Origin of the sequence: Microbacterium sp. K2, from assembly GCF_051365005.1 — a bacterium.
GTDB lineage: Bacteria > Actinomycetota > Actinomycetes > Actinomycetales > Microbacteriaceae > Microbacterium > Microbacterium foliorum_B.
Genome location: NZ_JBLWII010000001.1, coordinates 1,022,068 through 1,047,208, shown reverse-complemented (window position 1 = coordinate 1,047,208; position 25,141 = coordinate 1,022,068). Strand labels below are relative to the sequence as shown.

Here is a 25,141-nt window from a genome sequence, read left to right as displayed (position 1 = left end):
TGCCTAGGATGGGAAGGTGACCTCGACTTCTGCACCGAACCCGGCCACTCCCCGAACCTCGCGACGAATCTTCGGCATCTCGTTGGCGATCATCGCCGCGCTGATCGCCGCCTTCTTCGTCTTCGCGTCGCTCTACACCGAATACCTCTGGTTCGACCAGGTGGGCTTCGAGGGAGTTCTCACCACCCAATGGATCGCCACGGCGGTGATGTTCGTCGTCGGATTCCTCGGGATGGCAGTGCCTCTGTTCGTGGCCATCCAGCTCGCGTACCGTCTGCGCCCCGTCTACGTGCGGCTCAGCTCGCAGCTGGACAGGTACCAGGAGGTCATCGAGCCGCTCCGCCGTCTTGCGATGTGGGGCATGCCGATCTTCTTCGGCCTGTTCGCGGGCTTCTCCGCGGCGAGCCAGTGGAAGACCGTCTGGCTGTGGGTGAACGGTGTCGCGACTGACACGGTCGACCCGCAGTTCGGCGTCGACACGGGCTTCTACATGTTCGCGATGCCCTTCTACTCGATCCTCCTGGCCTTCGTGTCGGCGGTCCTGCTGCTCACGCTCATCGTGACGGCCCTGGTGTCGTACCTCTACGGGTCCGTCCGCATCGGCCAGGGCGAGCTGCGCATCTCCAAGCCTGCTCGTATCCAGCTCGCGATCATCGCCGGTCTCTACCTGCTGGTGCAGGCGGCGAGCCTCTGGCTCGACCGCTACAAGACCCTCGTCGCCGAGGACGACCGCATCGTCGGTCCCGCGTACACCGGTGTCAACGCGACGATCCCCGGTCTCGCGATCCTCGCGATCATCGCCGCGATCGTGGCGATCCTCTTCTTCGTCACCGCCGTCATCGGTCGCTGGCGCTTCCCGCTCGCCGCGACCGCGCTGCTGATCGTCGCCTCGCTCGTGGTGGGCGTCGGCTTCCCCTGGGCGGTGACCACCTTCCAGGTGGCCCCCAACCAGAACGCATACCAGGCCGAGTTCTATCAGCGGAACATCGACGGCACCAAGGAGGCGTACGGGGTCGCTAATCTCGAGACGACGCCGTTCGAGGCCGAGACCGACGCCGAGGCCGGTCAGCTGCGCGAGGATGCCGAGACCACGGCATCCATCCGCATCGTCGACCCCGCCGTGATCAGCCCGGCCGTCCGCCAGCTCGAGCAGTACCGCGGGTACTACCAGTTCCAGCAGAACCTCGATGTCGATCGCTACGAGATCGACGGCGAGATGCAGGACACCGTGGTGTCGGTGCGCGACCTCGACATGGAAGGCGTCGACGTCAGCAACTGGAACAACCGCGCCGCCGTCTACACCCACGGCTATGGCCTGGTGGTCGCAGCGGGCAACCAGCGCACGCCCGACGGCGAGCCGGTCTTCCTCGAGCGCGGCATCCCGTCTGCGGGCTTCCTCACCGAGCAGGAGGAGTTCGAGCCCCGCGTGTACTTCGGCGAGAACTCGCCCGAGTACTCGATCGTGGGCTCTCCCGACGGCACCGACCCCGTCGAGATCGACTACCCGCGCGGCAAGGACGGCTCTACCGAGACCAAGACCACGTTCGAAGGCGACGGCGGACCGCAGATCGGCAGCACCTTCACGAAGCTGCTCTACGCCCTGAAGTTCCAGTCGGAGCAGATCCTGTTCTCCAACCTGGTGAACGAGGAATCCCAGATCCTCTACGACCGCGACCCCACGACGCGTGTGCAGAAGGTCGCACCGTACCTCGAGCTCGACAGCGACCCGTACCCCAGCGTGGTCGACGGACGCGTCGTCTGGATCGTCGACGGCTACACGACGAGCGCGACCTACCCGTACTCGACGAACGTGAGCCTGTCGGAGGCGATCGCCGACTCGAACATCCCGTCGCCCACTCTCGCGATCGACGAGATCAACTACATCCGCAACTCGGTCAAGGCGACGGTCGATGCCTACGACGGCTCGGTGACGCTGTACGCGTGGGACGAAGAGGATCCCGTGCTGCAGACGTGGCAGAACATCTACCCGTCGACGCTGAAGCCCGTGAGCGACATGTCGGCTGATCTGATGAGCCACGTGCGCTACCCGACCGACCTGTTCAAGGTCCAGCGCGACATCCTCGGGATCTACCACATCGACACCGCGGGCTCGTTCGCGCAGCAGGACAACCGTTGGCAGACGCCCAACGACCCGCGCAGCGACGCGGTCCTGCAGCCGCCGTACTACCTGACGATGCAGATGCCGGGGCAGGACTCTCCGCGGTTCTCGATGTTCTCGACCTTCATCCCGTCGGCGACGGGCAGCGGTGGCAACCGCGACGTGCTGATGGGCTACCTCGCTGTGGACTCGGATGCCGGGTCGGAGGCGGGCGTGAAGGCCGAAGGCTATGGCCAGCTGCGGATGCTCGAGATCGACACCGATACGACGGTGCCCGGCCCCGGTCAGGTGCAGAACACCTACAACTCCGACACCGCCGTGGTGCCGCAGCTCAACCTGCTGCAGCAGGGAGAGTCCGAGGTGCTCTACGGCAACCTGCTGACGCTGCCTGTGGGTGGCGGTCTGCTCTATGTGCAGCCGGTCTATGTGCAGTCCTCGGAGGGCACGAAGCTTCCTCGTCTGCAGAAGGTCCTCGTGGCCTTCGGCGACAAGGTCGCGTTCGAGGACACGCTGACCGCGGCCCTCGACACCCTGTTCGGCGGCGACGCGGGTGCGGCCGGTGGAGACGACCAGGTCGAGCCCACCGAACCGGATCCGGACACCGGTGAGGTCCCGACCGAGCCGACCGCGCCGACCGACGTCGAGGCGGAGGCCCTCGCGGCAGCGCAGCAGGCGCTGACCGACCGTGAGGCAGCGCTCAAGGAGGGCGACCTCACCAAGTTCGCCGAGGCTGACAAGCGGCTCACGGATGCCGTGAACACGCTGCTCGGGCTGGAACAAGGCGCGGGGGAGTAACCTTCTGCAGTGAAAGATGCCGCCCCTCGCGAGGGGCGGCATCTTTCGTCTCCGGGCAGATCGCTCGCGGTCTCGGAAGGCGCCGCATGGAGAAGGCGGCTCGGTCAGTCCGCGTCGTAGCGGCAGGTGACGGCGCCGGTGCCGCTCAGCTCGATGACCAGCTCGCCGTTCCACAGGATCTGGCAGCTCACGGTCGAGTCCGAGTCGTCGTCCGGAGCGGTGACGGCGATCTCCGCCGAATCCCCGGTCGTCGTGTATTGCTTCCAGCCGCTGGAAGCCCACTCTTCGTCGTACGACTGCGTGTCATCGGCGAACGAGACCGTGAAGGTGGGCCCGCCTGTGGCGCGAACCTCGACCTGATTGAGGCCGTTGCCGCCGAGGACGCCGACGGCCATCACGACGATCAAGACGAGATCGACGACGAGCGCGACCGCTGCGACGACGACGGCTGACGTTCCCGAGCGGGGCACCGCAGAGCGCATACCTCGAACGCCCAGCAGGAGAGCCGCGATCGCCAGAAACGCAGCGGCTGCTGCGATAGGGAGCAGAGCAGCGATCGGTATGAAGAGCACGATCAGTGCGGCAGAGAGGAGCAGCGCCACGGCGCCGGTCCAGATGCCGACGAGCGCGCGCCGTGATGAGCCGGATGCGGGCGCGTGACGGTTTCCCGCGGCGTTGTCGGGCGTCTGCGTCATGGTGGACCTCCGGGTCGTTGTTCTCCGCGGACCGTACGGCGATCGATGGTCGCGCCGTTCGGTTGGACAGTCTAACCAGAGGCGCCAGATGTGAGGCGGTCGTCGTCCTGCCGCGAGCGAAGCAGTCGGGCATTCGATTAGTCTCTCCGAGAAGGTGCCCCGATGATTCGAGAGAACATACGGCCGGCACTCATCGAAATCGAGACTGGAGGGGATCGAGACATGCCTGACTATTCGGAGCTGCCGGACATCATCGGCAAGATGAAGCGCGCTGCGATCGACTGTTTCATGGCGGATCAGGGCTTTCACCCGAACTGGGGTAATGACCAGATCTACGCGAAGTGGGGCTTCATGCTCAACTTCTACAATCGGCCGAACGCCGCTGGGGAGGGCGGCGGCGACGGCAACGGCGTGAACCACTCGGTCGCACCCGCGTTCGATGAGATCCGGGCGGCGATCGACTCGCGGGTCTCCAAGTGGTTGGACCTGCCTGACGGAGGCGACGCCTGCGATGCTCCGGCGAGTGCGACCTCTGCGGCGGCTGCCATCCTCGGCACGTCCGGCGCGGGCGCATCGGTTCAGAACACCGGCGCGATCGGGACCGCCAACGACTCGGTGCACGAGATGATGGCCAACAAGATCGAGGGCAGCTTCAAGCCCGCCTTCATCGACAAGTACTACATCCAGTTCAAATCCGTCACGCACGGTCTGGGCGACGCATGCGTCATCCTCCAACTCAACTACAGTGCTCAGGCCGCCATGTGGCCCGCCGCACAACAGGACGTGGTGTCGATCTGCGACAGTGCACGCGCCGCATGGGATCAGAAGGCGGGCAACGCGGCAGCCGCCAACGGCACGCTTGTGCTCACGGTCGTCGGGGCGGTGGCGGGGGTCGTCTCGGCGGTGGTGACAGCGGGTACGGGGACGGTGGCCGCAGCAGCGGTGCTCGCAGGTATCGCGGGAGCGGTGAGCAGCGGCGTGCAGGGGATCGCCCGCGACGTCGTCATCTCCGGCAACACCTACCTCGACATCCTGGGGTCGCTCGACGAAGCACTGACGAAGCTCGATGAGGCGCTCGAGACTCAGGAGAACAAGCTCAACGACGCGATGACCGAAGCCGCGACCATCATTCGATCCGACAACGCCACGTACAATCTGGACGCTTTCGCTCTCGGGCCGTATCCGGTCGGCGACGGCACCATGAGCATGGACAGGAGCAACGCGACCGTGGTATCGAACAGCATGGGCAGGATCGATACGGAGCTTGCCAGCGCCGCGGCGACGCTCGGCAGCGCGCCGGGTGCGAACCCGACCCCGCGCAACGCCGGGGTCGGGCGCTCCTCGAACGGCACCCACTACGCGGCAAGTGATCTCTATGCGCTGACGGCGCGCTGCCTCGCCCTCACCGTGGCCGAGTACGCCCGAGGTCATCAGCTGTTCGACGCGACGGTCGAGGACTACTTCTCGTCGGATGCGGCGGCTTCGCAGGAGGTCTCGCGCCTCCTCGCCGAAGAGATCCTCAGCGCGAACCTGGGGGTGTGAGCTGATGGAGAGCCGTCATCTCGGCCCGATCACCCTCGACGGCGGACCCGGCGGTGGCGCCATGAACGGCTCGGTGCCGTTCGAAGGGAAGGATGTGCAGGCGCGCATAGAGATCGACTTCCCGGACCGCTTCGACGAGTCCGTGCTCAACGATGTCGACATGGTTCTCGACAATCTCGCGTTCCTCGACGAGATGGCGCGCACCACCATCGCTGAGGGAGTGCGACGCGACAGCTCGCCCGCGGCGGGCGTGTTCCGCACCTGGGAACAGGGTCGGGTGGGTGGCGCCTCGGAGGACGACTTCGTCGACGGACTCTCCGTCGCGCGTGTGCTCATCCTGCCCGACGGGGGAACCGCGAACAGGGACCGCGTGGTGATGAGCTATATCGCGGATGACGCGCCGGCGCTCGAGAGCATCCGAGTGAAGTTCGTCGAGCCGACCGGTCCCGAACTCACGCGCAGCTACCGCTGACGTCTCGTAGTCATCGCAGACGCCTCGCGGCCGATCGCTCTCGATGAGCCTCGGCCGCGAGGGCTGCCGGTGGACGCACGCATGCGAAAAGCCCTTGATCAGGATTTCTCCCGATCAAGGGCTTTTCTTGTGTCGCATTCTCGTTGCGGGGACAGGATTTGAACCTGCGACCTCCGGGTTATGAGCCCGGCGAGCTACCGAACTGCTCCACCCCGCGGCACGTTTTATAGCCTAACACGCGAATCAGGAGTCCGCGAATCGAGGCGCGGCGAGCACGATGCGGGAGGATGTGAGCATGACCGAGACCGCTTCCGCCGCTGTTCCCGTCGCCGTCTGCCAGTTCGCGCCCACGTCCTCGCGGGAGGGCAATCGCGACCGCATCGCGGAGTTGACGGCGGATGCCGCGGCGCGCGGTGCGCGCCTGATCGTCTTCCCCGAGTACTCGAGCTACTTCGTGGATCCGATGGACGCCACTCTGGCCGAGAACGCCGAGACGCTGGATGGCGAGTTCGTCTCGACGCTGATCGCCCTGGCATCCGACTACGGCGTGATGATCGTCGCCGGGCTTGCCGAGCGCGCCTCAGACGCGACGCACGTGCGCAACACGGTCGTCGCGGTGCGAGGCGACGGAATCCTCGCGACCTACCGAAAGCAGCACCTGTACGACGCGTTCGGCCAGACCGAGTCCGACTGGGTCGAGGCGGGGGAGCTCGGGGGTGCCGCGACGTTCGAGCTCGCCGGACTCCGTTTCGGGCTGATGACCTGTTACGACCTGCGCTTCCCCGAGGTGTCGCGCACTCTGATCGACGCGGGCGCCGACGCCCTCGTGGTCCCGGCCGAGTGGGTGCGGGGTCCGCTCAAGGAGCACCACTGGACGACGCTGCTGGCAGCGCGAGCGATCGAGAACACCGCATATGTGATCGCCGCCGACCATCCGACCCCGATCGGCGTCGGTCACTCGCAGATCGTCGATCCGCAGGGCGTCGTGCTCGCAGGAGTCGGAACGAGCGAGGGCATCGCGGTCGCGGCTGTCGAGCGGGCTGCCATCGAGCGCGTGCGCGCCGTGAACCCGTCGCTGAGGGTGCGCAGATACTCCGTCGGACCACGCTGAATCGGAGCGTTCAGAAGCTCGACACGAGCCTCTTCGCCGCCTCCTCGAGGATCTCGACGCGTTTGCACGCCGCGAATCGCACGAGCCCGGCGTAGTCGTCGCGGTGCGCCTCAGCAACGAAGGCGCTCAGGGGGATCGCCACGACTCCCGCACGCTCAGGAAGCGCGCGGCAGAACTCGGCGGCATCCGCACCGCCGAGCGCTGATGCGTCGGCGACGGTGAAGTAGCCGCCCTGCGGCGGGAACACGGCGAACCCTGCAGCGCGGAGACCCGCACCGAGGATCTCGTGCTTGTGCGCCAACGTCGCCGCGGCACCGGTGAAGAAGTCGTCTCCGAGCCGCAGGCCCACGGCGATGGCCGGCTGGAACGGCGAGCCGTTGACGTACGTCAGGTACTGCTTGACGGTCAGCACGGCGGTGATGAGCTCTGCGGGCCCGTGCACCCATCCGATCTTCCAACCGGTGGCCGAGAACGTCTTGCCCGCGGAGGAGATCGTGAGCGTGCGCTCGGCAGCGCCGGGAAGCGTCGCGATCGGGGTGTGCGGGCGGGCGAAGGCGAGATGCTCGTAGACCTCGTCGGTCACGATGATCGCGTCGTGCAGCTCCGCGAGACGGACGACCTCCGTGAGCGCCTCGTGATCGAAGACGGCGCCGGTGGGGTTGTGGGGATCGTTGATCAGGATGATGCGCGTGCGGTCGGAGACCGTGGTCGCGAGCAACTCGAGGTCCGGCTGGAAGTCGGGTGCTCTCAACGGCACGGTGCGCAGCCGGGCGCCGGCGAGAGCGACCGCGGCCGCATACGAGTCGTAGTAGGGCTCGAAGACGACCACCTCGTCTTCCGGACCGTCGATGAGGGCGAGCAGAGACGCGGTCAGCGCCTCGGTCGCGCCGGCCGTCACGATGATCTCGCGCGAAGGGTCCACCTCCAGGCCATAGAAGCGCCGCTGGTGCTCGCTGATCGCCTCGAGCAGATCGGGGTTCCCTCTGCCAGGAGGGTACTGATTCACTCCGCGGGAGATCGCCTCCCTGGCAGCGTCCAGCACCTCTGCGGGGCCGTCCTCATCGGGAAAGCCCTGCCCGAGATTGATCGCACCGGTTCGGGCCGCCGCGGCCGACATCTCTGCGAAGATGGTGGGCGCGACGCTTCCGTCTGGTGCGAGCAGACCGGCACCCGCTGCCGTGCGCCGCCATGCTCCGGAGATGACACTCATGAAGAACAGGCTAAGGCCATAGGTGAAACTCATCTTCGCCATACGAAACGCACAGATACAGGCGTCACTCTAAGAGGGCGTTGTTGAAGGAGCACACACCATGAACGAAGACAGCACCCAGGACCACTCGGCACCTGCGTCGAATGACGCAGCGCCGTCCACCGAGGCAGCAGAGGTCGTCGACCGTTCGACGACGGATGCCGCCGCTCAGACCCCCGGCACCGTTACAGCTCCGGGTCCATACCAGGGACACCAAGTCCCCTCGACTTTCGCGTCGTCTCCCGCTCCGGCATTCGAGTCGCCGAGCGCCCCGGTGGCGCCCGCAGCCCCGACCGTGCCCCAGCCCTACTTCGGAACCCCAGGACAGCACCAGCCAGGACACCACCAGGCGCCCGTCGGCGGCCCGACCGCGACGTCACCCGGTGCCGCATTCGGTCTCCACGCCGGAGCCGAGCCCGGCCAGCCGGTCGAAGGCCCCACGAAGGTCAAGGAGCCGAAGCCCCGCGCCGGAGTGAAGTTCGCCGCGATCCTCCTTGCTGCCGCCCTCGTCGGCGGTGTTGCGGGGTTCGGTGGCGGAGCGATCCTCAACGGGATCTCGAATCAGGGGTCCACGGGCGTGGCGCAGGGTCCCGACACCATCACGGTGAACAATCCCGGGTCCGTCAACGAGACGACCGCCGTCGCGACCGCGGCGCTCCCGTCGGTAGTCACCATCGAGGTGGCCGGCTCCGACCAGGGCGGCAGCGGTTCGGGCGTCATCATCAGCGACGATGGCTACGTGCTCACGAACACCCACGTGGTGACCCTCGGCGGCGCCGTGGCTGATCCGACGATCCGGGTCACCACCTCGGACGGTCGCATCTTCTCGGCGACCGTCGTCGGGACCGACCCGATCTACGACCTCGCCGTGATCAAGCTCGAGGATGCGACAGATCTCACCCCGATCGATTTCGCCGACTCGTCGAAGCTCAACGTCGGTGACACCGCGGTCGCGCTGGGCGCGCCGCTCGGTCTGTCGAACTCGGTCACGACCGGTATCGTCAGCGCGCTGAACCGCAGCATCCAGATCGCGTCGTCGGCGCTGCCCGATTCGACGTCGGAGGACGCTCCGCAGAACGAGCAGGAGACCCCTGAGGAGGGCGAAGGGCCGTTCCAGTTCGATCTGCCGGGCAACACATCGCAGCAGACCTCTGAGTCGATCTCGATCGCGGTGATCCAGACGGATGCCGCGATCAACCACGGGAACTCCGGTGGCGCGCTCGTGAACGGCAAGGGCGAGCTGATCGGCATCAATGTCGCGATCGCGAGCTCCGGGAGCTCAGAGGAGTCGGGGTCGATCGGAATCGGGTTCGCGATCCCCGCCAACATCGCCCAGCGCGTGTCGGAGGAGATCATCGAGAACGGCGCAGCCAGCCACGGTCTGCTCGGCGCGTCGGTCAGAGACGCGGCCAGCGTCGAGAACGCCGACGTCTCGGGTGCATACATCGCCGAGGTCACCGGAGGCGGCGCTGCCGCTGCCGCCGGACTGAAGGCCGACGATGTGGTGACCGCCTTCAACGGAGTCCCCATCACGAGCGCCAGCGACCTCACGGCGCAGGTGCGCGCCGCGGCCGCGGGCAGCGAGGCGAAGGTCACGTACATCCGCGGAGGCAAGGAGTACGAGATCGAGGTCACCCTGGGCGAGCTCGGCGGCTGACTCGGGCGATCCCGCTCACCGGGAAGGACGCCACCCCGCGATAGGCTCGCGGGGTGGCGTCCTTCTCTTTCGGCTCCGGCAATGCGGCCAAGCTGCTTCGGATACCGCTCTACCTCGTCGGGCGACTCGGCACGCTCTTGATCCCGCGGGGTACGCGCTGGGTGTTCGGGTGCGGCGCCGGCATCGGAGACGGCGCTCTCGCCCTGCAGCGCCTCGCAGCGGCCGAGGGGCATGACACCGTGTGGCTCACGTCCTCCGATCGGGAGGACAGCGACGCCGCGGCACTCGGTCTTCATACGACGCGCAAGGGCAGCCTGCGAGGGTGGTGGGCGACGGCACGTGCCCGCGTCGTCGTGGTCACGCACGGCCTCGGCGACGTGAACCGCTATGCGGTGTCCGGTGCTTTCGTCGTGCAGCTGTGGCATGGGATCCCGCTCAAGCGCATCGGACTCGATTCGCCCGCGACCACGCAGGTGCCGAGCATCCCCGGTGCCTCGGTGCTACGACGCCTCATCGGCATCCTCTACCGGCGTGCTGCTCAGCGGATCCGAGTCCTGCCGGCAGCTTCGCACCGTTCCAGGGGGCGTCTCGAGTCGGCGTTCGCGCTCGGTGACGGCCGAGTCGTCGTCACCGGCGAGCCGCGTGTCGACGTGCTGTCCTCCGGTGATCCGACAGAGCGTCGAGCGAAGGCATCCGACCTTCTGGACCGAGTGCTCGGCGGTCTGCCGACCGGTTCTCGGACCATCCTCTACGCGCCGACGTGGCGTGACGGAGCCGACGACCCGGCGATTCCGACGGCTGCCCAGTGGGTGCGGATCATCCGGGTGCTCGAAGAGCGCGACGCGGTGCTGCTGGTTCGCTCCCATCCGCTCGGCGAGGGCGGCTATGCGCCCCCGCTGCCCAGCCGAAGGGTCAGGATGCTCGGGGCCGCCCTTCTGCCCGATGTCACGCCCGTGCTTCCGGCGGTCGACGTCCTGGTCACCGACTACTCTTCGCTGGCCTACGACGTGGGGCTGCTGAGGATGCCGGTGCTCTTCCTCGCCCCGGACGCCGAGGACTATGCCCGCACGAGAGGCTTCTACGGCCGATTCCAGGACGTCGCGGGCGAGGACGCCCCGACGAGCTGGGATGCGCTTCTGCCGCAGCTGTCGGCACTGCTGGACGATGACGACGTCTTCACGGCGCAGTCCGAGCGTTCGGGTACGCTCAGCGCGGAGATGCACGCCTTCCGCGACGGAGGCAATACCCGGCGCGTCTACGAGACAATCCGTGCGCGGGGGATCCCTGCGCCGAAGGGAGCAGCATGACCACGGCCCGGATCGATGAGGCGGCAGAGACGCTGGTCATCGCAGGCGCCGGTCAGCGCCCGACCACGGCGGAGCTGATCGGGCCGCGTGCCCGGGTCGACGCGCGGATCACCGGTGGGGGCAAGGCCTGGAAGGCGACGTTCCCGCTGCGCGCGTCGCGGTGGGGCGGCCCGGAGCTGCCGCTGCCCACGGGGGACTACGAGCTGCGCATCGCGGAGGCCGAGTTCGGCGATCTCCTCATCGCCCCGGAGGTGCTGGCGGGTGTGCGGATCGCCGTCGAGGGCGGCACGGTGCGCATCGCGGCCCCGATCGATCCTGCGTATGAGACGACCGAGGGGCAGGCGACTCTCGAAGGGCGCTATGTCTCGCATCCCGGAGCGACCGAGAACGCCGTCTTCTTCGAGAGCTTCTACGGCCGCACCGTCGGCTGCAACCCGCAGGCGATCGACCGGGCCCTCTTCGCACAGGCGCCGGATGTCGTGCGCTACTGGAGTGTCGTCGACCTGTCCGTGGCGGTTCCGGAGGGGGCGATCGCGGTCGTCGAGGGCAGCCCGGAGTGGTGGCGGGCCCGCGCTGCATCGAGGCTGCTGGTCGTCAACGACTGGTTGCGTCGCCGGTTCGTCCGCAAACCGGGTCAGAAGGTGCTGCAGACCTGGCACGGCACCCCGCTGAAGCGGCTCGCCCTGCACCGACCCGGGTTCGATCCTCGTCGCATGGCGGCCGTCGTCAAGGAGTCTCGCCGCTGGGATGTGCTCCTGGCCCAGAACACGTACTCCGAGCGTATTCTCCGCAAGGCATACGCCTTCCTGGGGCGGCCGATCTGGGTCGAGGGGTATCCGAGGAACGACGCCCTCGTCACCGGTGACGCTCGTGCGATACGCGCCGATCTCGGGATCGCCGACGGCGAGCGGGTGCTGCTGTACGCCCCCACGTGGCGCGATGATCGCACAGAGATGGTCGACTTCATCGACCCGGAGGATCTCGCGAGCCAGACCGACTCCGTCGTGCTGGTGCGAGGTCACTCGCGCACGATCGACACCGGACGGGATCGAGCCGGTGCCCGCGTGATCGATGTCACCGGGTACCCCGAGACCTCGAAGCTCCTGCTCGCGGCCGACGTGCTGATCACCGACTACTCGTCGGTCATGTTCGATTTCAGCGTGACGGGAAAGCCAATGTTCTTCCTCGTTCCCGACCTCGACCACTACCGAGGAGAGCTCCGAGGGTTCTACTTCGATCTCGCGACGCGCGCGCCGGGACCGCTCGTCCACTCGCAGGACGAACTCGTCGCGGCGCTGGCCGACAGCGCGCACGAGAGTGCCTACGCCGAGCGATACCGCGCCTGGCGGGCGCAGTTCAACCCGAGGGACGACGGGCACTCGGCCGACCGGGTCGTCGCACGTATCCTCGACCAGGGGTACGTCGCCAGGTGACTCGACGTGGTCGGCTGCGGGCGCGCTAGGGGAGTGGCGTGTTGCGGGTGCCGAGACGCGATGCGTCGACGGTGTCGCGAGCGCCCCGCAGCACACCCCCGAGGAACCCGAGGCCCCACGAGAGGTGCATGGTGGGCAGCACCAGCAGGGTCCACAGCCTCTGGCGGGGACCGCCGCCGCCTGGCAGGCAGGCGACGACGACCACGAGCAACAGGTATGCCACCAGTGGCAGGTACACGACGGCCGAGATGATGAGCGAGAGCGCTCCGCTGAGGACGCCGGCGAGCTGCAGGATCCCGGTGATGACGGCGGCGGCGAGGAGGATCACCAGCGCCGGGGGAGCGAAGAAGCGAATGCCGTTGCGGCGTCCGTATCGGCGCACGAGCTCGCCACGCCAAGCTCCGGTCGCTCGGAACTGACGGGCGAGGCGCGACCAGCTCTCGCGAGGCCAGTAGGTCACGGAGAGGTTCGGGTCGAACCAGACGAGGTGTCCTGCCTGACGGATCCGGAGGTTGAGCTCCCAATCCTCGCCACGGCGGATCGACTCATCGAAGAGCCCCACCTCTTCTAGCACCGTCCGGCGCATGACGCCGAGGTACGCGGATTCGGCTTCGCCCTCGTGAGTGCCACCGTGGTACGCGCCTCCGCCGAGACCGACCGGCGAGTTGTAGAGGCGCGCCACCGACGTCTGGAACGGCGTGCGGCCGTCGGCGCGCATGACACCGCCGACGTTCGCGGCCCCCGTGCGCTCGAGGGTCTGCAGCGCGAGCGCCGCATAACCGGGAGCGAGCTCGGAATGCGCGTCGACGCGGACGATCGTCGCGAAGCGGCTGGCCCGGATCGCCGCATTCAATCCGACGGGGATGTGCGCGGCGGGGTTGTCGACGAGTCGGATCCGGTCGTCTTCCGCGGCGAGACGCTGAGCGAGTTCCGTCGTGCCATCGGTCGACGGGCCGAGTGCGAGCACGAGTTCGGCCGGGACCGTCAGCTCCTGCGTCAGCACCGAGGCGATCGCGTGCTCCAGATAGGCGCGCTCGTTGAGCACGGGCATGACGAACGACACTCCGGTCTCTGGGGCGGCGATGTCGTTGTCGGGCACATGACGATCATGGCATGCGCTGCTCGGACGTTCGCTGATTCGCGAGAGCGGGGGCTCGGCAGCGGCCGTCGGCTGGAGCCCCCGTACTCGGTATCCTGGAGGGATGGGTGCTGTGTCCGACGCGAAGAAGGCTTACCGTCTGCTGAAGCGGGCGCTCGCCTCCCGCAAGGCTGTGCAGCGAGTGCGACGGCGTCTCGCCGAACGCGAACCGCACCAGCCGGGGCAGTACCAGGTGGCGGTGTACTTCGCCGACGGCGACGTGAACATGTACCAGATGAGGCAGTGGTACCGACCGCTCGCCGAGCTGTCGAAGCGCTGGCCGGTCGTCGTGCTCTCGCGTTCGGCGACCGGTGCCGACAAGCTGCTCGACGAGGACGGCCCGCCGGTCGCCTTCGTCCCCACCATCCGCGACCTCGAGAGGTTCATCTCGTCGCAGGACATCCGTGTCGTCCTGTATGTGAACCAGAACACCCGCAACTTCCAGATGTTCCGGTACGGCAGACGCTGGCACGTGTTCATCAACCACGGCGAGTCCGACAAGATGTACATGACCACGAATCAGTACAAGGCGTACGACTACGCACTGGTCGCCGGGCAAGCTGCGCGCGACCGCCTGTCGAGGACGCTCTGGGACTGGGACATCGATCAGCGCACGATCGAGATCGGCCGCCCGCAGGCCGACCACTACTCGGGCACGCTGCCCTACGTGCCGGACGAGCGCACGGTCGTGCTCTACGCCCCGACGTGGGAAGGCGACCGCCCGAGCGCGCACTACGGGTCGATCGCCACGCACGGTGAGACGCTGGTCAAGACGCTGCTCGCATCTCGCGGCCACCGCGTGATCTACCGGCCGCATCCTCGGAGCGGAGTCGTCGACGGCGAGTACGGCGCAGCGCACCGTCGCATCATCGCGGCCATCGCCGCGGCGAACGCCGCAGATCCCACTGCGCAGCATGTGTACGACAACGGGGCGGAACTCGGATGGCAGTTGGCTGCCGCCGACGTGGCGATCGTCGACATCTCGGCGATGGTCTACGACCGCCTGGCCGTCGGCAAGCCGCTGATGATCACGCGACCTGTCGACGACCGAGCGTCGATCGACACCAACGGCTACCTGTCGGACTGCGAGTGGCTCAGCGCGGACGCTGCGGGCGACATCGTCGCCGAGGTCGAACGCGTCCGTGCCGACGAAGTGGCCATCGCCAGGCTGCGCATGTGGGTGCAGCACTACTTCGGCGACACGACGCCCGGAGCGGCGACAGCGAAGTTCCACGCCGCGATCGAACGCCTCATGCACGAGTGGGAGCACTGGCAGGCGAACGAGATCGGCGCGGTGCGCACCGACGAGGACGACGACGACGAAGAGGCCGACGAAGAGGAGGTCTGACGATGGATCTTCCCCTCACGGCCGCGGTCGCCTCGCATCTCGAGGTGCTGACCCACGCCGGCTCGACCAATGAGATCCTGAGCGAGCGCGCGCGCGAACCGTCCACGATGCCGCACCTGTCCGTGCTCTTGACCGACGATCAGACGGCGGGTCGCGGCAGACTCGGCCGCTCCTGGACAGCCGCGCCGGGCGCGTCGCTCGCCGTCTCCGTGCTGCTCCGCCGGCTGCCGTCAGGCGATGCGCGCGGCTGGATCCCTCTCGCGGCCGGGGTGGCGATGGCGGATGCGATCGCCGAGCAGCTTCCGGACCACGAGGTGGCTGTCAAATGGCCGAACGACGTGCTGGTCGACGGTCGCAAGATCTGCGGGATCCTGGCGCAGGCGACGCAGGATGCCGTGGTCGTGGGAACGGGCGTGAACACGGCGATGACCGAGTCTCAGCTGCCGGTTCCGACTGCGACGTCCTTCGCCGTGCTCGGCGTCGAGGCTGACGCCGATCGGCTGCTAGCCACCTATCTGCGTGGACTCGACCAGCTGGTCGCCGATCTCGCCGCAGCGGGCGACGCCGTCTCGAGCGGCCTTCATGCCGCGGCGAGCAGGCGCTGCGCGACGATCGGGCTCGACGTGAGGGTCACGCTCCCGGGGGACTCCGTGCTCGTCGGAACGGCCACAGCACTGGATGCCGAAGGTCGGCTGCTGGTGCGGGCGGGTGGAGCCGAGAGGCCGATCTCTGCAGGCGATGTGGTGCACGTCCGGCCGGCATGAGTCTGACACGCCCGGCGTGCGAGCGGCGATGTCGGCGGTTGCGGGCACAATGGAGGAGTGACTCAGCCCGTGACTCTCGGCGGAAGGCCGACGATGCCACCGCCGGGTGCGCCCGCCGAAGAGCTGCTCATCGCTCGGTTCCGCACACACGCCCGGCGGCTCTTCTGGTCGGCTCTGGTGCTGATCGCCGTGTTCGGTGCCACGACCTTCTTCTATGACAATCTGCCGGCGCCGTTCGAGAACTGGATGCTGCTGACTGCAGCCGGGGGGATAGTCCTCCTGCTGGTGGTCGTGCCCTGGGTCGTCTGGTACTCGCGTTCGGTGACGCTCACCACTCGACGGGTCATCGTGAACCACGGCATCGGTGCACGCAACAGGCAGGAGATGTCGCACGCTCGCGGCTACACGATCGGCGTGCGCCGCGGCGTGATCCAGCGCATGTGGGGCGTCGGCACCATCACGCTCTCCAACGGGGTCGACGCGCCGCTGCGCCTGGCCAACGTGCCGAATGTGACGCTCGTGCACGAGACGCTCGCCGATCAGATCGAGGTCAGCCAGATCCTCGCGCACCGCGATGCGCAGGCGGGCCACGACGGGACCGCGGGGTTCTGATCACGGCGCCGCGTCGCCGTGATCGGCGCGACGAGTGAACGGCGTGCGCGTCGATGCGCGAGAATGGTCTGGACGAATGGAGGCGGCCCATGGCGCTGCGCGTTGGTGTGATCGGTGGAGGCCAGCTGGCTCGGATGATGATCGCTCCGGCGGTCGAGCTCGGACTCGACCTGAGGGTGCTCGCTGAAGACGAGGGGATGGCGGCCCAGCTCGCCGCGACCGCGGTCGGCGACTATCACGACCTAGAGGTCGTCCGCGCGTTCGTCGCAGACGTCGACGTCGTCACCTTCGACCACGAGCACGTCCCCCAGGAGGTGCTGCGGGCTCTCGTCGCCGAGGGCGTCGCCGTGCACCCCGGGCCCGATGCTCTGCAGTTCGCCCAGGACAAGCTCCTGATGCGGGCGCGGCTCGAAGAGCTCGGCGTGCCCCAGCCCGACTGGGCGCCGGTTCGCGATGAGTCCGAGCTGCAGGCCTTCCTCGACGAGCACGACGGGCAGGGTGTCGTGAAGACGCCGCGTGGTGGCTACGACGGCAAGGGCGTGCGCGTCGTCCGAGCGGCGAGCGAGGCTCAGGACTGGCTCGAGCGGCTCCCCGACGGCGAGGCTCTGCTGGTCGAGGAGCTCGTCGGGTTCGTTCGCGAGCTGGCGCAGCAGGTGGCCCGCCGTCCCAGCGGCGAGATCGTCGCCTATCCTGTCGTCGAGACCGTGCAGCGTGACGGTGTCTGCGCCGAGGTGATCGCGCCGGCGCCGCATTCGACCGACCGTCTCGCCCGGGTCGCCGAGGAGATCGGGCGGTCGATCGCCGAGGGCCTCGGGGTCACCGGCATGCTCGCGGTCGAGCTCTTCGAGACCGACGACGAGCGCATTCTCGTCAACGAGCTCGCGATGCGACCGCACAACAGCGGCCACTGGAGCCAGGACGGCGCCGTCACCGGGCAGTTCGAGCAGCACCTGCGTGCGGTCGCCGATCTGCCCCTCGGCGACACCGCACCGCAGGCCGCGTGGTCCGTGATGGTGAACATCCTCGGAGGGCCGCAGAGCGGCTCGCTCGGCGACCGTTTCGCGGGAGCGATGGCCGCGCATCCTTCGGCCAAGATCCACACCTACGGTAAGGCCCCGCGCCCTGGTCGCAAGGTCGGACACGTGAACGTGACCTCCGACGACCTCGACGATGCGGTGTACGTGGCCCGAGCGGCAGCGGCTCACTTCGACTGAGGGTGCGACCAGGGGTGTGCCGTTCGGGGTTTCTCCCAGCACCAGACCGTAGCCTGAGTGGGTGACTGAGCCATTGCACTCCTCCACCGCGCCCCTCGTCGGCGTCGTCATGGGATCCGACTCCGACTGGCGCGTGATGAGCGACGCCTCTCAGTCGCTGACCGACTTCGCGATCCCGCACGAGGTCGAGGTCGTCTCGGCCCACCGCACCCCTGACAAGCTCATGCAGTACGCGCGGGAAGCTCGCGGTCGCGGTATCCGAGTGATCATCGCCGGCGCCGGCGGGGCCGCGCATCTGCCCGGGATGCTCGCCTCGATGACGGCACTGCCGGTCATCGGCGTCCCCGTGCCGCTCGCCTACCTCGACGGGATGGACTCCCTCCTGTCGATCGTGCAGATGCCGGCAGGCATCCCTGTCGCGACGGTGTCGATCGCAGGAGCCCGCAATGCGGGCATCCTCGCCGCGCGTATTCTCGGCACGTCCGACGACGACCTCGCCGATCGGATCGAGGCGTACGCACTCGATCTCGAAGCGCAGGTCGAGGAGAAGAACGATCGGCTGAAGGGGTCCCTGTGACCCTTGCGCCGCCGCGAGGTTCGGCGCGACCGCTGATCGAGACCCGCCCTCTGCGGCATCCGAACACCGCGGATGCCGGGATGATGACCAAGCGCGGCTGGTGGCTGGTGCTGTTGAACCTGCTGGTGCCCGGTTCCGCTCAGGTGCTCGCCGGCAATCGCCGGCTCGGGCGAATCGGTCTCGGAGCCACGCTGCTCGCCTGGTTCCTCGTCATCGTGGGCGCGGGGCTGGCTCTGTTCGCGCGGCCTGTGCTGCTGTGGCTCACGGTCGGCGGCGGATGGTTCTCGGCGGTCGTCCTCACGCTCGTCCAGGTGCTGCTGATCGCCTACCTCGTGCTGTGGGCGGTGCTCACCTTCGACGTGCTGCGGCTGGTCAGACTGGTCAGAGTTCCAGGTCCCTCGAAGTTCGCGATACCTCTCGTGGCCCTGCTTCTGCTCGGTCTCGTCGGAACGGGCACCGGATACGCCGCGTCCTATGTCGGCACCGCGCGGGGCACGATCAACACGATCTTCGGCCAGAGCGGGCCGAGCCTGCCGCCGAGCGAGGGTTACTACAACATCCTGCTGCTGGGAGCCGACAGCGGCGAGGGCCGCGACTCGATGAGGTTCGACAGCATCTCGGTTGTCTCGGTGAATGCCACCACCGGTGCCGTCACGATCACCGGCATCCCCCGTGAGCTTCCCAATGCGCCTTTCAGCGAAGGCAGCCCGATGCAAGCGCTGTATCCGAACGGCTTCGAAGGTCACAGCTCGAACTCGTGCGGGTGGAACGGCTGGATGAACCACGTGCGCAACGCCGCGGAGATCTGCCGCGACGACAACGGCACCGGGCTGTATCCGGACGCTGCGGGGCACGGTTCCGACGCGGGGATCGAGGCCACCAAGGATGCGGCCGAGGGTGTGCTCGGGATCGAGATCCCGTACTACGTCTTCGTCGACATGCACGGCTTCGCGGCGCTCGTCGACGCGCTCGGCGGCGTGGACATCAACGTGACGGAGCGGCTGCCCAAGGGCGGTCCGCCCGATGGCGTGGACCCGTACGACGTGGATGCATGGGCGATCGGCTGGATCGAGGTCGGGCAGCAGCACATGGACGGCGACACTGCGCAGTGGTACGCGCGATCGCGCTACACGACCAGCGACTGGGACCGCATGAAGCGCCAGCGCGAACTGCAGGAGGCCATTCTCGCGCAGTTCACACCGCAGACCGTGCTCACTCGGTTCAACGAGGTGGCTTCCGCAGGAACAGCGCTGATCAGCACCGATCTGCCTCAGGACAAGCTTCCTGAGTTCTTCGATCTGATGGCCAAGGCTCGTGAGCTGCCCGTCACGACGATCGAGCTCACTCCCGAGCAGGGCGTCGACGAGCATGCTCCGGATTACGGCTTCATCCACGAGATGGTCCAGCAGACGCTGCATCCTCCGACGGAGACACCGACACCTACACCGTGATCGGCGGGCCGCGGGGCGGCAGCTCCGTGTGGTTCCGGCACTCGTCGGCGCATGAGTGAACCCACGGCTACCACCTGAGAGTGAAGTGGCGGCCGTGGGCCTCCGGTGCGTGACCGGATTCACCAGACGACGGTGATCGGAGGGGGAGGGATCACCGTCGTCCAGTCGATCCCCGCAGAGCGGGAATCTGACCTAGGCGCGCTTGCGGCGGGTGACGCCTGTCGCGACGAGCACTCCACCGGCCACGAGCGCGGCTGCCCCACCTCCGAGAACCCACGGCGACACGCTGCCGCCGGTGAGTGCGAGCTCGAGCCCATCGCCGGTGAGCGGAAGCTCCGTGCCTGCGGACGCGACACCGGGGTCGTGGTCGCAGCTCACGGCGGAGTCATGACCCTCTGAGACCGTGATGGTCGCCGTGTACGACCGCGAACCGCTGAAGGCGAGCGCATAGGAGCCCTCGCCGTCGGACGGCGGGCGGAAGGTGACCACGAGGCTGCCGTCGGCGGCCGCCGTGTTGCCCGAGATGGCCGAGTCGCCGGCGTTGAGGCCGGAGACGGACACGCCGACGTTCTCGGACGGCAGGAAGTAGCCTGCGCCGAATGCGACGGTGGACACTTCGCAGATGTCGATGATCGGATCATCGACAGACACCCGCGGTGTTCCCGCATACGAGTCGGGCTCGGTCGGAACGACCGGCGAGGCAGAGGCGACAGCAGGTGCCATGAGCACGAGTACGCCAGCGGTAAGGCTGATTGCAGCCAGTTTCTTCAGCATGATTCTCCCCAGAAATACACGCGGAATCGCCTTCGAATACACCCCTGCATCCGACTGCGTGAGCTCTTCCTGTCCCCACGACAGAATGACAGAACTCAGATATTCCCCAGTGGGATTGACACTACATCATCGAATCGGGAAAGTCACGAGGCGCAGCGCAGTTGCTCTCGGGATGTCTCCGGCGTGGTCACCATGGGCGTGTGATCGACCACCGTGAGTCTCTCTCCCGCCCCGGTTCCCTGGAATTCGACGGTGATCCTGGATGATTCTCCCGGGGCCAGGAGCACCTCATGCTGAACCGCCGACCGGGAGCCGAGCAGAGCCGTCTGCACGCTCATCTCTTCACCGTCGCGGTCGATGTGAGACGGAGTCGCACCCTCGGGGCCGTACACGGTGATCAGAGTCCGGGTAGACCCGGCTGGCACGCCGTAGACCCCGCCGGCGGTTACATAGAGCGGCAAGGATGTCGCGGCGTCGGCTGGCGCATCGTTCGTCCAGGTCACCGTCACCTGAGTGGTCGGCTCGCCATCGCAGGAGCCGATCGAGGTCGTGATGGCGGCGTCGGCATAGAAGTCCATCTTGCCGCCGGTGGTGTCGTTCAGCAGCACGCCGACGTGGGTCTGAGTGTCGTCTTCGGGCAGCGCCCCACCGAGAGTCGACGCCGACAGGATCGCCTCCTCATCCTCATGAGCGCTCCAGATGCGGATGCGTCGCTCATCTGCGGACGCAGCGAGGGCGGCGACGAGATCCTTCGGATCCGCGCCGGTCAGCGCAGCGGAGAGAAGCGCTCCCGCCGCCTGCGAGAAGATCTTGTCCTGTGCGATCGGATCGGTGACGGTGGCGTAGATCTCGGAGAGCAGCAGGTCGACCACGGTTTCCTCGGTGGCGGTGAACGGCCCGAACGTGAGCGGTCCTGTGGCCGCGATGAGATGCTCGGTCATCACGGCATCGACCGCGATGACACCGTCGACAGGCTGTCCGAAGCGGTTCTGCCACCGTGTCGCGATCGCAGGGCCCGCCTCGGTGAAGTCGGGGATGCTCGTCAGGTTCTGCAGGAAGCGGCCCGGACGATCCTCGAAGAGGGCGACGGTCGACTCGCTGAGCGGGATGGGCGTCTCGAGGGGCGGGAACTCCGGTGTGGAGGCCTGCTGCACGAGCGTGATCCTGCCGTTCTCGGCGCGGAGAAGCGCGATGGCCCCGATGATCCCGCCCGAAGACCGCAGCTCCGCATTGTTCTGCATCGCGAGCACGTAGTTCCGGGGCCCTTCCGCGCCGAGCATGCTCGGGAGCAATGCGGATGCTCCGTGCAGCGCTCCGACCACCGTGGCGGCCTGCGTGACCGTCGATCTCATCTCCCGCACGGCATCGGCGAGCGGGGGCAGGGTCGCGTCCGCGTCGATCCCCAGCGCGCGCGTCTCGGCAGACGTCAGCGTCTCGCTCGCCTCGGCGAGCGAGGGCAGGGTCGCGTCCGCGTCGACCCCCAGCGCGCGCGTCTCGGCAGACGTCAGCGTCTCGCTCGCCTCGGCGAGCGAGGGCTCGATCTGCGCGAAGGGCGCCAGGTCGATCGCTCCGCCCGAGAGCCCCAGACTCGCCAGGTCGAGTTCATCGGCGGCCTCAAGCACGGGCACGAGAGCGTCCGAGGCGACGTCGTCGGCGATCTCGGCGACGTCGCTCACCGCCGAGAAGTTCGGGCCGAGCCACGGCAGGAGGCCGAATCCTCGCCAGACCGGGTCGGAGGTCAGGTCGTGGGCCGACTGGGCATGGTGTGCGATGCGGGAGGAGAGCGACGCTGCCCTGTCGAGGTCGCCCTGGCCGATCGCCTGCTTGAGCTTCGAAGACGACGCTGCGACCTCCTGCAGGCTGTTCACTGCCCCGATACCGCGGATGCCGACCCAGCCGATTGCGAGCACCATGAAGATCACGATCACGCCGATGGTCCACCGCAACCACCGACGACGTACAGGCAGGCGTCCGTCACTCACCCCTGCATTCAAGCACGTAGCGGCATATCGGAGTGTCGAATGACTCGATCCTCGTCGCTCGCGGTCACGCTCCCAGGTTCGGGGCGGTCGGGCGATTACTGTTGTCGCATGGGTGCTCGGCTGCGTGTGGTTCTTGATCAGCTGACGCATGTCGTGCACGCGGATCACGCATCAGCGGCATCCGACCTCACCGCGGCGCTGATCTCGACAGCCCCCGCCGGTTGCGAGGTCGAGGCGATCGTCCCCTCCGGCGTCGAGGTGCCGATCACGGGTCTCTCGGATGTGCGCAGACTGTCGCTCGCGCGACGAGAGCTCGCGGCGTCGTGGCAGCTGGGGATCGTGCGGGGGGTCGGCGGCGGTCTCATCCATTCGCCCACCCTGATGGCCCCGTTGGTGCGGCACGATCGCCTGCACGACCATGATCAGACGACCGTCACCCTGTGGGATCTGCAGGCGTGGGAAGAGCCGGACTCGCTCTCGAAGACCGCCGTCGCCTGGCAGCGGGCGATGCTGAAGAGGGCCGTCAAGCACGCGGATGCCGTCGTCGTGCCCTCGCATGCCGTCGGCGCGAGATTGGAAGAGATCGCGAAGCTGAGCGGACGGATCCGCGTGATCCCAGGAGCTTCCCCGTGCGAACTCGTCGTGCCGTTCGACGCGACCGCACGACGCGCCTCCCTGTCTCTGCCCTCGGGCTATCTGGTGCTCACAGGCTCCGCCGATTCGCTCGAGCACGGGTTCCGGGCGGCGATCGCTGCTGGCAAGGAAGCCGTCGTGCTCGACGCGCCTGAGGGCTCAGAGCCGAGGCTGGCCGAGGTCGCCGCGGCAGCGGGACTGCCCGAATCGAGGGCGCACATCCGCGGGTCGCTGTCGGTCGCGGATCGGGCGGCGGTGCTCGCAGGCGCGTCCGCGCTGGTGGCCACCAGCGCGCACGCCGTGTGGCCGTGGCGCGCCGTAGAGGCGATGACCCTCGGGGTGCCCGTGGTCGCCGTCGACAGCGGAGTGCACCACGACGTGATCGCCGACGGGGGAGTCATCACCGCGCCGACGGACATGGCGGAAGCCGTGGCCGATGCCGTCGGCGACGGCGCGCGTCGTCTGAGCGTGCTCGGCGCGGACCGGTCACGGTCCTTCTCGTGGCTCGGCGCTGCGGAACGCGTGTGGGGATTGCACGCAGATCTCTGAGCTCAGGCAGCCCCGGTCCGGGGCGCCGGAGACCGATCAGGAACGCATGACCTCGACGGCGTCCGCACTCGCGCCGTCGAAGCGCACCTTGCCCTTCTGAAGCAGGATGCCGCGATCGCACAGGTTCGACACCATGTTGAGATCGTGGCTGACGACGACGAGTGTCTTGCCCTGGGCATGCAGCTCGCGGACCCGGGCGAGGCACTTCTTCTGGAACGGCTCGTCGCCGACCGAGAGGATCTCGTCGATCAGCAGGACGTCCATCTCGGTGTGGATCGCCACGGAGAAGGCGAGTCTGAGGAACATGCCGGAGGAATAGTGCTTCACCTCGGTGTCGATGAACTGCTCGATCTCGCTGAATGCGACGATCTCCTCGTACCGCGCGTCGGTCTCCTTCTTGCTCATGCCCAGGATCGCGGCGTTGAGGAAGATGTTCTCGCGTCCGGACAGATCCGGGTGGAACCCCGCCCCGACCTCGATGAGGCCGGCGACGCGGCCGCGAGTGAGCACGGTGCCGACATCCGGTTCGAGCACCCCGGAGATCAGCTTCAGCATCGTCGACTTGCCGGATCCGTTGAACCCGAGCAGAGCGACGGATTCGCCCTGCTGGATCTCGAACGAGACGCCGTCGAGGGCATGGAAGTCCGTCGTCAGCGGCTTGCGGCGGATCGCAGCGAGAGCAGTCTCTTTGATCGAATGCGTGTGCCGGAGCTTGAAGGTCTTGTGGACGTCGTCGATGATGATCCGCGGGAGAGGCTGCGCATCAGAGATCTTGGGCAAAGCGGCCCTCCAGTCGGCGGAAGACGAGCTGGCCGATGACCAGCGCGATGAGTGACGTCACGAGTGCGATGAGCCCGTACATCCATACGTCGGGGATCGGGGAGGCATCGGGTCCGAGCGGGAACCAGACTCCGTAGTGGAACAGCTCGACGGCGGCGGTGATCGGGTTCAGTCGATAGAGCACGAAGAGCCACTCGGGAACGACGCTGGCGACCTGTGTCCACTCGTACATCACAGGAGAGGCCCAGATCGCGACCATCACGATGATCTCGACGAAGCTCTGCGCGTCGCGGAACGTCACGTTGATGGCACCGAAGAAGAGGCCGAGGCCGCTGGCCAGAACGGCGATGATCACGAGAGCCAGGAGGATCGCGCCCAGGGAGGCGAAGGAGGGAGCCCAGCCGAAGAACAGCGAGATCGCGATGACGACGATGATCTGCGGCACCGTGTTCACAGCGGCGATCATCATGCTCGCGATCGGGAACATCTCGCGGGGCAGGTAGATCTTCTTGATGAGCGCCGCATTGTCGACCAGCGATCGGGTGCCGTTCGAGAACGCCTCATTGAAGAAGGTCACGACGGTGATGCCGGAGAGCAGATAGATCGGGAAGAAGTCGACCCGGTCGTTCAGACCGAGGAAGACGCCGATCGCGACGAAGAAGACGACGAACTGCACGAGCGGCTTCACGTACGACCAGAGCCACCCGAAGATGGAGCCCCGGTAGCGGATCTGCACTTCCTTGCGCACGATGAGCGAGAGCAGATGCCTTTGCCGGAAGACCTCGAGGAGTCCTCGATTCGCGCCAGGAGTCGTCATTCTCTGGTCGTCGGCTGTGCGAGCCTGTTGCACCGCGATTCCACCTTCCGACGCGCCGACGGTCTCGGGCGCACCGTGAGCAATCATACGATCCCCGGCGCATCGTCCCTGGCAGATCGGTG

General features: G+C 67.5%; 21 protein-coding genes and 1 tRNA gene. 14 read left to right on the top strand and 8 right to left on the bottom strand.

Annotated features, from left to right (window positions below):
• The first annotated feature begins 16 nt into the window (after positions 1 to 16).
• Positions 17 to 2,914, top strand: a complete 2,898-nt coding sequence (locus tag ACLKOY_RS05280; RefSeq protein ID WP_436452738.1) for a UPF0182 family membrane protein — start codon at positions 17 to 19, stop codon at positions 2,912 to 2,914.
• A 104-nt stretch (positions 2,915 to 3,018) separates the two neighbouring features.
• Here ACLKOY_RS05280 and ACLKOY_RS05275 read toward each other — a convergent pair whose 3' ends face one another.
• Positions 3,019 to 3,609 (bottom strand): hypothetical protein, encoded by a 591-nt coding sequence (locus ACLKOY_RS05275; RefSeq protein ID WP_436452737.1) that lies wholly within the window; start codon positions 3,607 to 3,609, stop codon positions 3,019 to 3,021.
• A 222-nt stretch (positions 3,610 to 3,831) separates the two neighbouring features.
• Here ACLKOY_RS05275 and ACLKOY_RS05270 point away from each other — a divergent pair, with 222 nt between their 5' ends.
• Positions 3,832 to 5,151 carry a hypothetical protein gene (locus tag ACLKOY_RS05270; protein WP_436452736.1) on the top strand — a complete coding sequence of 440 codons (1,320 nt, stop codon included), beginning with the start codon at positions 3,832 to 3,834 and terminating at the stop codon, positions 5,149 to 5,151.
• Positions 5,152 to 5,155: 4 nt separating this feature from the next.
• Entirely contained in the window at positions 5,156 to 5,623 is a 468-nt protein-coding gene (locus tag ACLKOY_RS05265) for a hypothetical protein (protein ID WP_436452735.1), read from the top strand.
• Between the two features lie 143 nt (positions 5,624 to 5,766).
• On the opposite strand, the gene ACLKOY_RS05260 is transcribed toward ACLKOY_RS05265, so the two are convergent.
• Positions 5,767 to 5,840, bottom strand: a tRNA-Met gene (locus ACLKOY_RS05260).
• Between the two features lie 78 nt (positions 5,841 to 5,918).
• Here ACLKOY_RS05260 and ACLKOY_RS05255 point away from each other — a divergent pair.
• Positions 5,919 to 6,734, top strand: a complete 816-nt coding sequence (locus ACLKOY_RS05255) for a carbon-nitrogen hydrolase family protein (RefSeq protein ID WP_436452734.1) — start codon at positions 5,919 to 5,921, stop codon at positions 6,732 to 6,734.
• 10 nt (positions 6,735 to 6,744) lie between these two features.
• On the opposite strand, the gene ACLKOY_RS05250 is transcribed toward ACLKOY_RS05255, so the two are convergent.
• Complete coding sequence (locus ACLKOY_RS05250) at positions 6,745 to 7,944, bottom strand: aminotransferase class I/II-fold pyridoxal phosphate-dependent enzyme (protein ID WP_436452733.1); 1,200 nt, start codon at positions 7,942 to 7,944, stop codon at positions 6,745 to 6,747.
• A 100-nt stretch (positions 7,945 to 8,044) separates the two neighbouring features.
• On the opposite strand from ACLKOY_RS05250, the gene ACLKOY_RS05245 reads away from it, so the two are divergent.
• The 3 genes from ACLKOY_RS05245 to ACLKOY_RS05235 are packed head-to-tail and all read left to right on the top strand — an operon-like array spanning position 8,045 to position 12,380.
• Positions 8,045 to 9,640, top strand: a complete 1,596-nt coding sequence (locus tag ACLKOY_RS05245) for a S1C family serine protease (protein ID WP_436452732.1) — start codon at positions 8,045 to 8,047, stop codon at positions 9,638 to 9,640.
• 53 nt (positions 9,641 to 9,693) lie between these two features.
• Positions 9,694 to 10,947: a CDP-glycerol glycerophosphotransferase family protein gene (locus tag ACLKOY_RS05240; protein ID WP_436452731.1), complete on the top strand. Its 1,254-nt coding sequence runs from the start codon at positions 9,694 to 9,696 to the stop codon at positions 10,945 to 10,947.
• Positions 10,944 to 12,380 carry a CDP-glycerol glycerophosphotransferase family protein gene (locus tag ACLKOY_RS05235; protein ID WP_436452730.1) on the top strand — a complete coding sequence of 479 codons (1,437 nt, stop codon included), beginning with the start codon at positions 10,944 to 10,946 and terminating at the stop codon, positions 12,378 to 12,380. The genes ACLKOY_RS05240 and ACLKOY_RS05235 overlap by 4 nt, the downstream gene beginning before the upstream one ends.
• A 25-nt stretch (positions 12,381 to 12,405) precedes the next feature.
• On the opposite strand, the gene ACLKOY_RS05230 is transcribed toward ACLKOY_RS05235, so the two are convergent.
• Positions 12,406 to 13,431, bottom strand: a complete 1,026-nt coding sequence (locus tag ACLKOY_RS05230) for a glycosyltransferase family 2 protein (protein WP_436454094.1) — start codon at positions 13,429 to 13,431, stop codon at positions 12,406 to 12,408.
• Between the two features lie 151 nt (positions 13,432 to 13,582).
• Between ACLKOY_RS05230 and ACLKOY_RS05225 the strand changes: the two genes are divergently transcribed.
• From ACLKOY_RS05225 to ACLKOY_RS05200, 6 genes are all read left to right on the top strand, one after another.
• Positions 13,583 to 14,866, top strand: a complete 1,284-nt coding sequence (locus ACLKOY_RS05225; protein WP_436452729.1) for a CDP-glycerol glycerophosphotransferase family protein — start codon at positions 13,583 to 13,585, stop codon at positions 14,864 to 14,866.
• A 2-nt stretch (positions 14,867 to 14,868) separates the two neighbouring features.
• Positions 14,869 to 15,630, top strand: a complete 762-nt coding sequence (locus ACLKOY_RS05220; RefSeq protein WP_436452728.1) for a biotin--[acetyl-CoA-carboxylase] ligase — start codon at positions 14,869 to 14,871, stop codon at positions 15,628 to 15,630.
• Between the two features lie 57 nt (positions 15,631 to 15,687).
• The gene (locus tag ACLKOY_RS05215; RefSeq protein ID WP_436452727.1) at positions 15,688 to 16,242 is read left to right on the top strand and encodes a PH domain-containing protein; all 555 of its coding nucleotides are present in this window, start codon (positions 15,688 to 15,690) and stop codon (positions 16,240 to 16,242) included.
• 89 nt (positions 16,243 to 16,331) lie between these two features.
• Positions 16,332 to 17,456: a 5-(carboxyamino)imidazole ribonucleotide synthase gene (locus ACLKOY_RS05210; RefSeq protein ID WP_436452726.1), complete on the top strand. Its 1,125-nt coding sequence runs from the start codon at positions 16,332 to 16,334 to the stop codon at positions 17,454 to 17,456.
• Between the two features lie 109 nt (positions 17,457 to 17,565).
• Positions 17,566 to 18,033 carry a 5-(carboxyamino)imidazole ribonucleotide mutase gene (purE, locus tag ACLKOY_RS05205; protein WP_042542183.1) on the top strand — a complete coding sequence of 156 codons (468 nt, stop codon included), beginning with the start codon at positions 17,566 to 17,568 and terminating at the stop codon, positions 18,031 to 18,033.
• Positions 18,030 to 19,484, top strand: coding sequence for an LCP family protein (locus tag ACLKOY_RS05200; protein WP_436452725.1), 1,455 nt, complete (start codon positions 18,030 to 18,032; stop codon positions 19,482 to 19,484). The genes purE and ACLKOY_RS05200 overlap by 4 nt, the downstream gene beginning before the upstream one ends.
• A gap of 192 nt (positions 19,485 to 19,676) precedes the next feature.
• Here ACLKOY_RS05200 and ACLKOY_RS05195 read toward each other — a convergent pair whose 3' ends face one another.
• Both ACLKOY_RS05195 and ACLKOY_RS05190 read right to left on the bottom strand, forming a co-directional pair.
• On the bottom strand, positions 19,677 to 20,258 hold the full coding sequence (locus ACLKOY_RS05195; RefSeq protein WP_436452724.1) for a hypothetical protein: 582 nt from the start codon (positions 20,256 to 20,258) through the stop codon (positions 19,677 to 19,679).
• A 143-nt stretch (positions 20,259 to 20,401) separates the two neighbouring features.
• A complete protein-coding gene (locus ACLKOY_RS05190) occupies positions 20,402 to 22,240 on the bottom strand; it encodes a DUF4012 domain-containing protein (protein WP_436452723.1) in 1,839 nt (612 codons plus the stop codon).
• 108 nt (positions 22,241 to 22,348) lie between these two features.
• Between ACLKOY_RS05190 and ACLKOY_RS05185 the strand changes: the two genes are divergently transcribed.
• On the top strand, positions 22,349 to 23,422 hold the full coding sequence (locus ACLKOY_RS05185) for a glycosyltransferase (protein ID WP_436452722.1): 1,074 nt from the start codon (positions 22,349 to 22,351) through the stop codon (positions 23,420 to 23,422).
• Between the two features lie 36 nt (positions 23,423 to 23,458).
• Here ACLKOY_RS05185 and ACLKOY_RS05180 read toward each other — a convergent pair whose 3' ends face one another.
• A complete protein-coding gene (locus tag ACLKOY_RS05180) occupies positions 23,459 to 24,202 on the bottom strand; it encodes an ABC transporter ATP-binding protein (protein ID WP_436452721.1) in 744 nt (247 codons plus the stop codon).
• The gene (locus ACLKOY_RS05175; RefSeq protein WP_436452720.1) at positions 24,186 to 25,019 is read right to left on the bottom strand and encodes an ABC transporter permease; all 834 of its coding nucleotides are present in this window, start codon (positions 25,017 to 25,019) and stop codon (positions 24,186 to 24,188) included. The genes ACLKOY_RS05180 and ACLKOY_RS05175 overlap by 17 nt, the downstream gene beginning before the upstream one ends.
• Between the last annotated feature and the right edge of the window lie 122 nt (positions 25,020 to 25,141).

Bases quoted from the DNA above. Each gene is read 5' to 3' on its own strand.
- ACLKOY_RS05275 (WP_436452737.1), bottom strand. From the start codon at position 3,609: ATGACGCAGACGCCCGACAACGCCGCGGGAAACCGTCACGCGCCCGCA.
- ACLKOY_RS05270 (WP_436452736.1), top strand. From the start codon at position 3,832: ATGCCTGACTATTCGGAGCTGCCGGACATCATCGGCAAGATGAAGCGC.
- ACLKOY_RS05265 (WP_436452735.1), top strand. From the start codon at position 5,156: ATGGAGAGCCGTCATCTCGGCCCGATCACCCTCGACGGCGGACCCGGC.
- ACLKOY_RS05255 (WP_436452734.1), top strand. From the start codon at position 5,919: ATGACCGAGACCGCTTCCGCCGCTGTTCCCGTCGCCGTCTGCCAGTTC.
- ACLKOY_RS05250 (WP_436452733.1), bottom strand. From the start codon at position 7,944: ATGAGTGTCATCTCCGGAGCATGGCGGCGCACGGCAGCGGGTGCCGGT.
- ACLKOY_RS05245 (WP_436452732.1), top strand. From the start codon at position 8,045: ATGAACGAAGACAGCACCCAGGACCACTCGGCACCTGCGTCGAATGAC.
- ACLKOY_RS05235 (WP_436452730.1), top strand. From the start codon at position 10,944: ATGACCACGGCCCGGATCGATGAGGCGGCAGAGACGCTGGTCATCGCA.
- ACLKOY_RS05230 (WP_436454094.1), bottom strand. From the start codon at position 13,431: ATGCCCGTGCTCAACGAGCGCGCCTATCTGGAGCACGCGATCGCCTCG.
- ACLKOY_RS05225 (WP_436452729.1), top strand. From the start codon at position 13,583: ATGGGTGCTGTGTCCGACGCGAAGAAGGCTTACCGTCTGCTGAAGCGG.
- ACLKOY_RS05220 (WP_436452728.1), top strand. From the start codon at position 14,869: ATGGATCTTCCCCTCACGGCCGCGGTCGCCTCGCATCTCGAGGTGCTG.
- ACLKOY_RS05210 (WP_436452726.1), top strand. From the start codon at position 16,332: ATGGCGCTGCGCGTTGGTGTGATCGGTGGAGGCCAGCTGGCTCGGATG.
- purE (WP_042542183.1), top strand. From the start codon at position 17,566: ATGGGATCCGACTCCGACTGGCGCGTGATGAGCGACGCCTCTCAGTCG.
- ACLKOY_RS05195 (WP_436452724.1), bottom strand. From the start codon at position 20,258: ATGCTGAAGAAACTGGCTGCAATCAGCCTTACCGCTGGCGTACTCGTG.
- ACLKOY_RS05185 (WP_436452722.1), top strand. From the start codon at position 22,349: ATGGGTGCTCGGCTGCGTGTGGTTCTTGATCAGCTGACGCATGTCGTG.
- ACLKOY_RS05175 (WP_436452720.1), bottom strand. From the start codon at position 25,019: ATGACGACTCCTGGCGCGAATCGAGGACTCCTCGAGGTCTTCCGGCAA.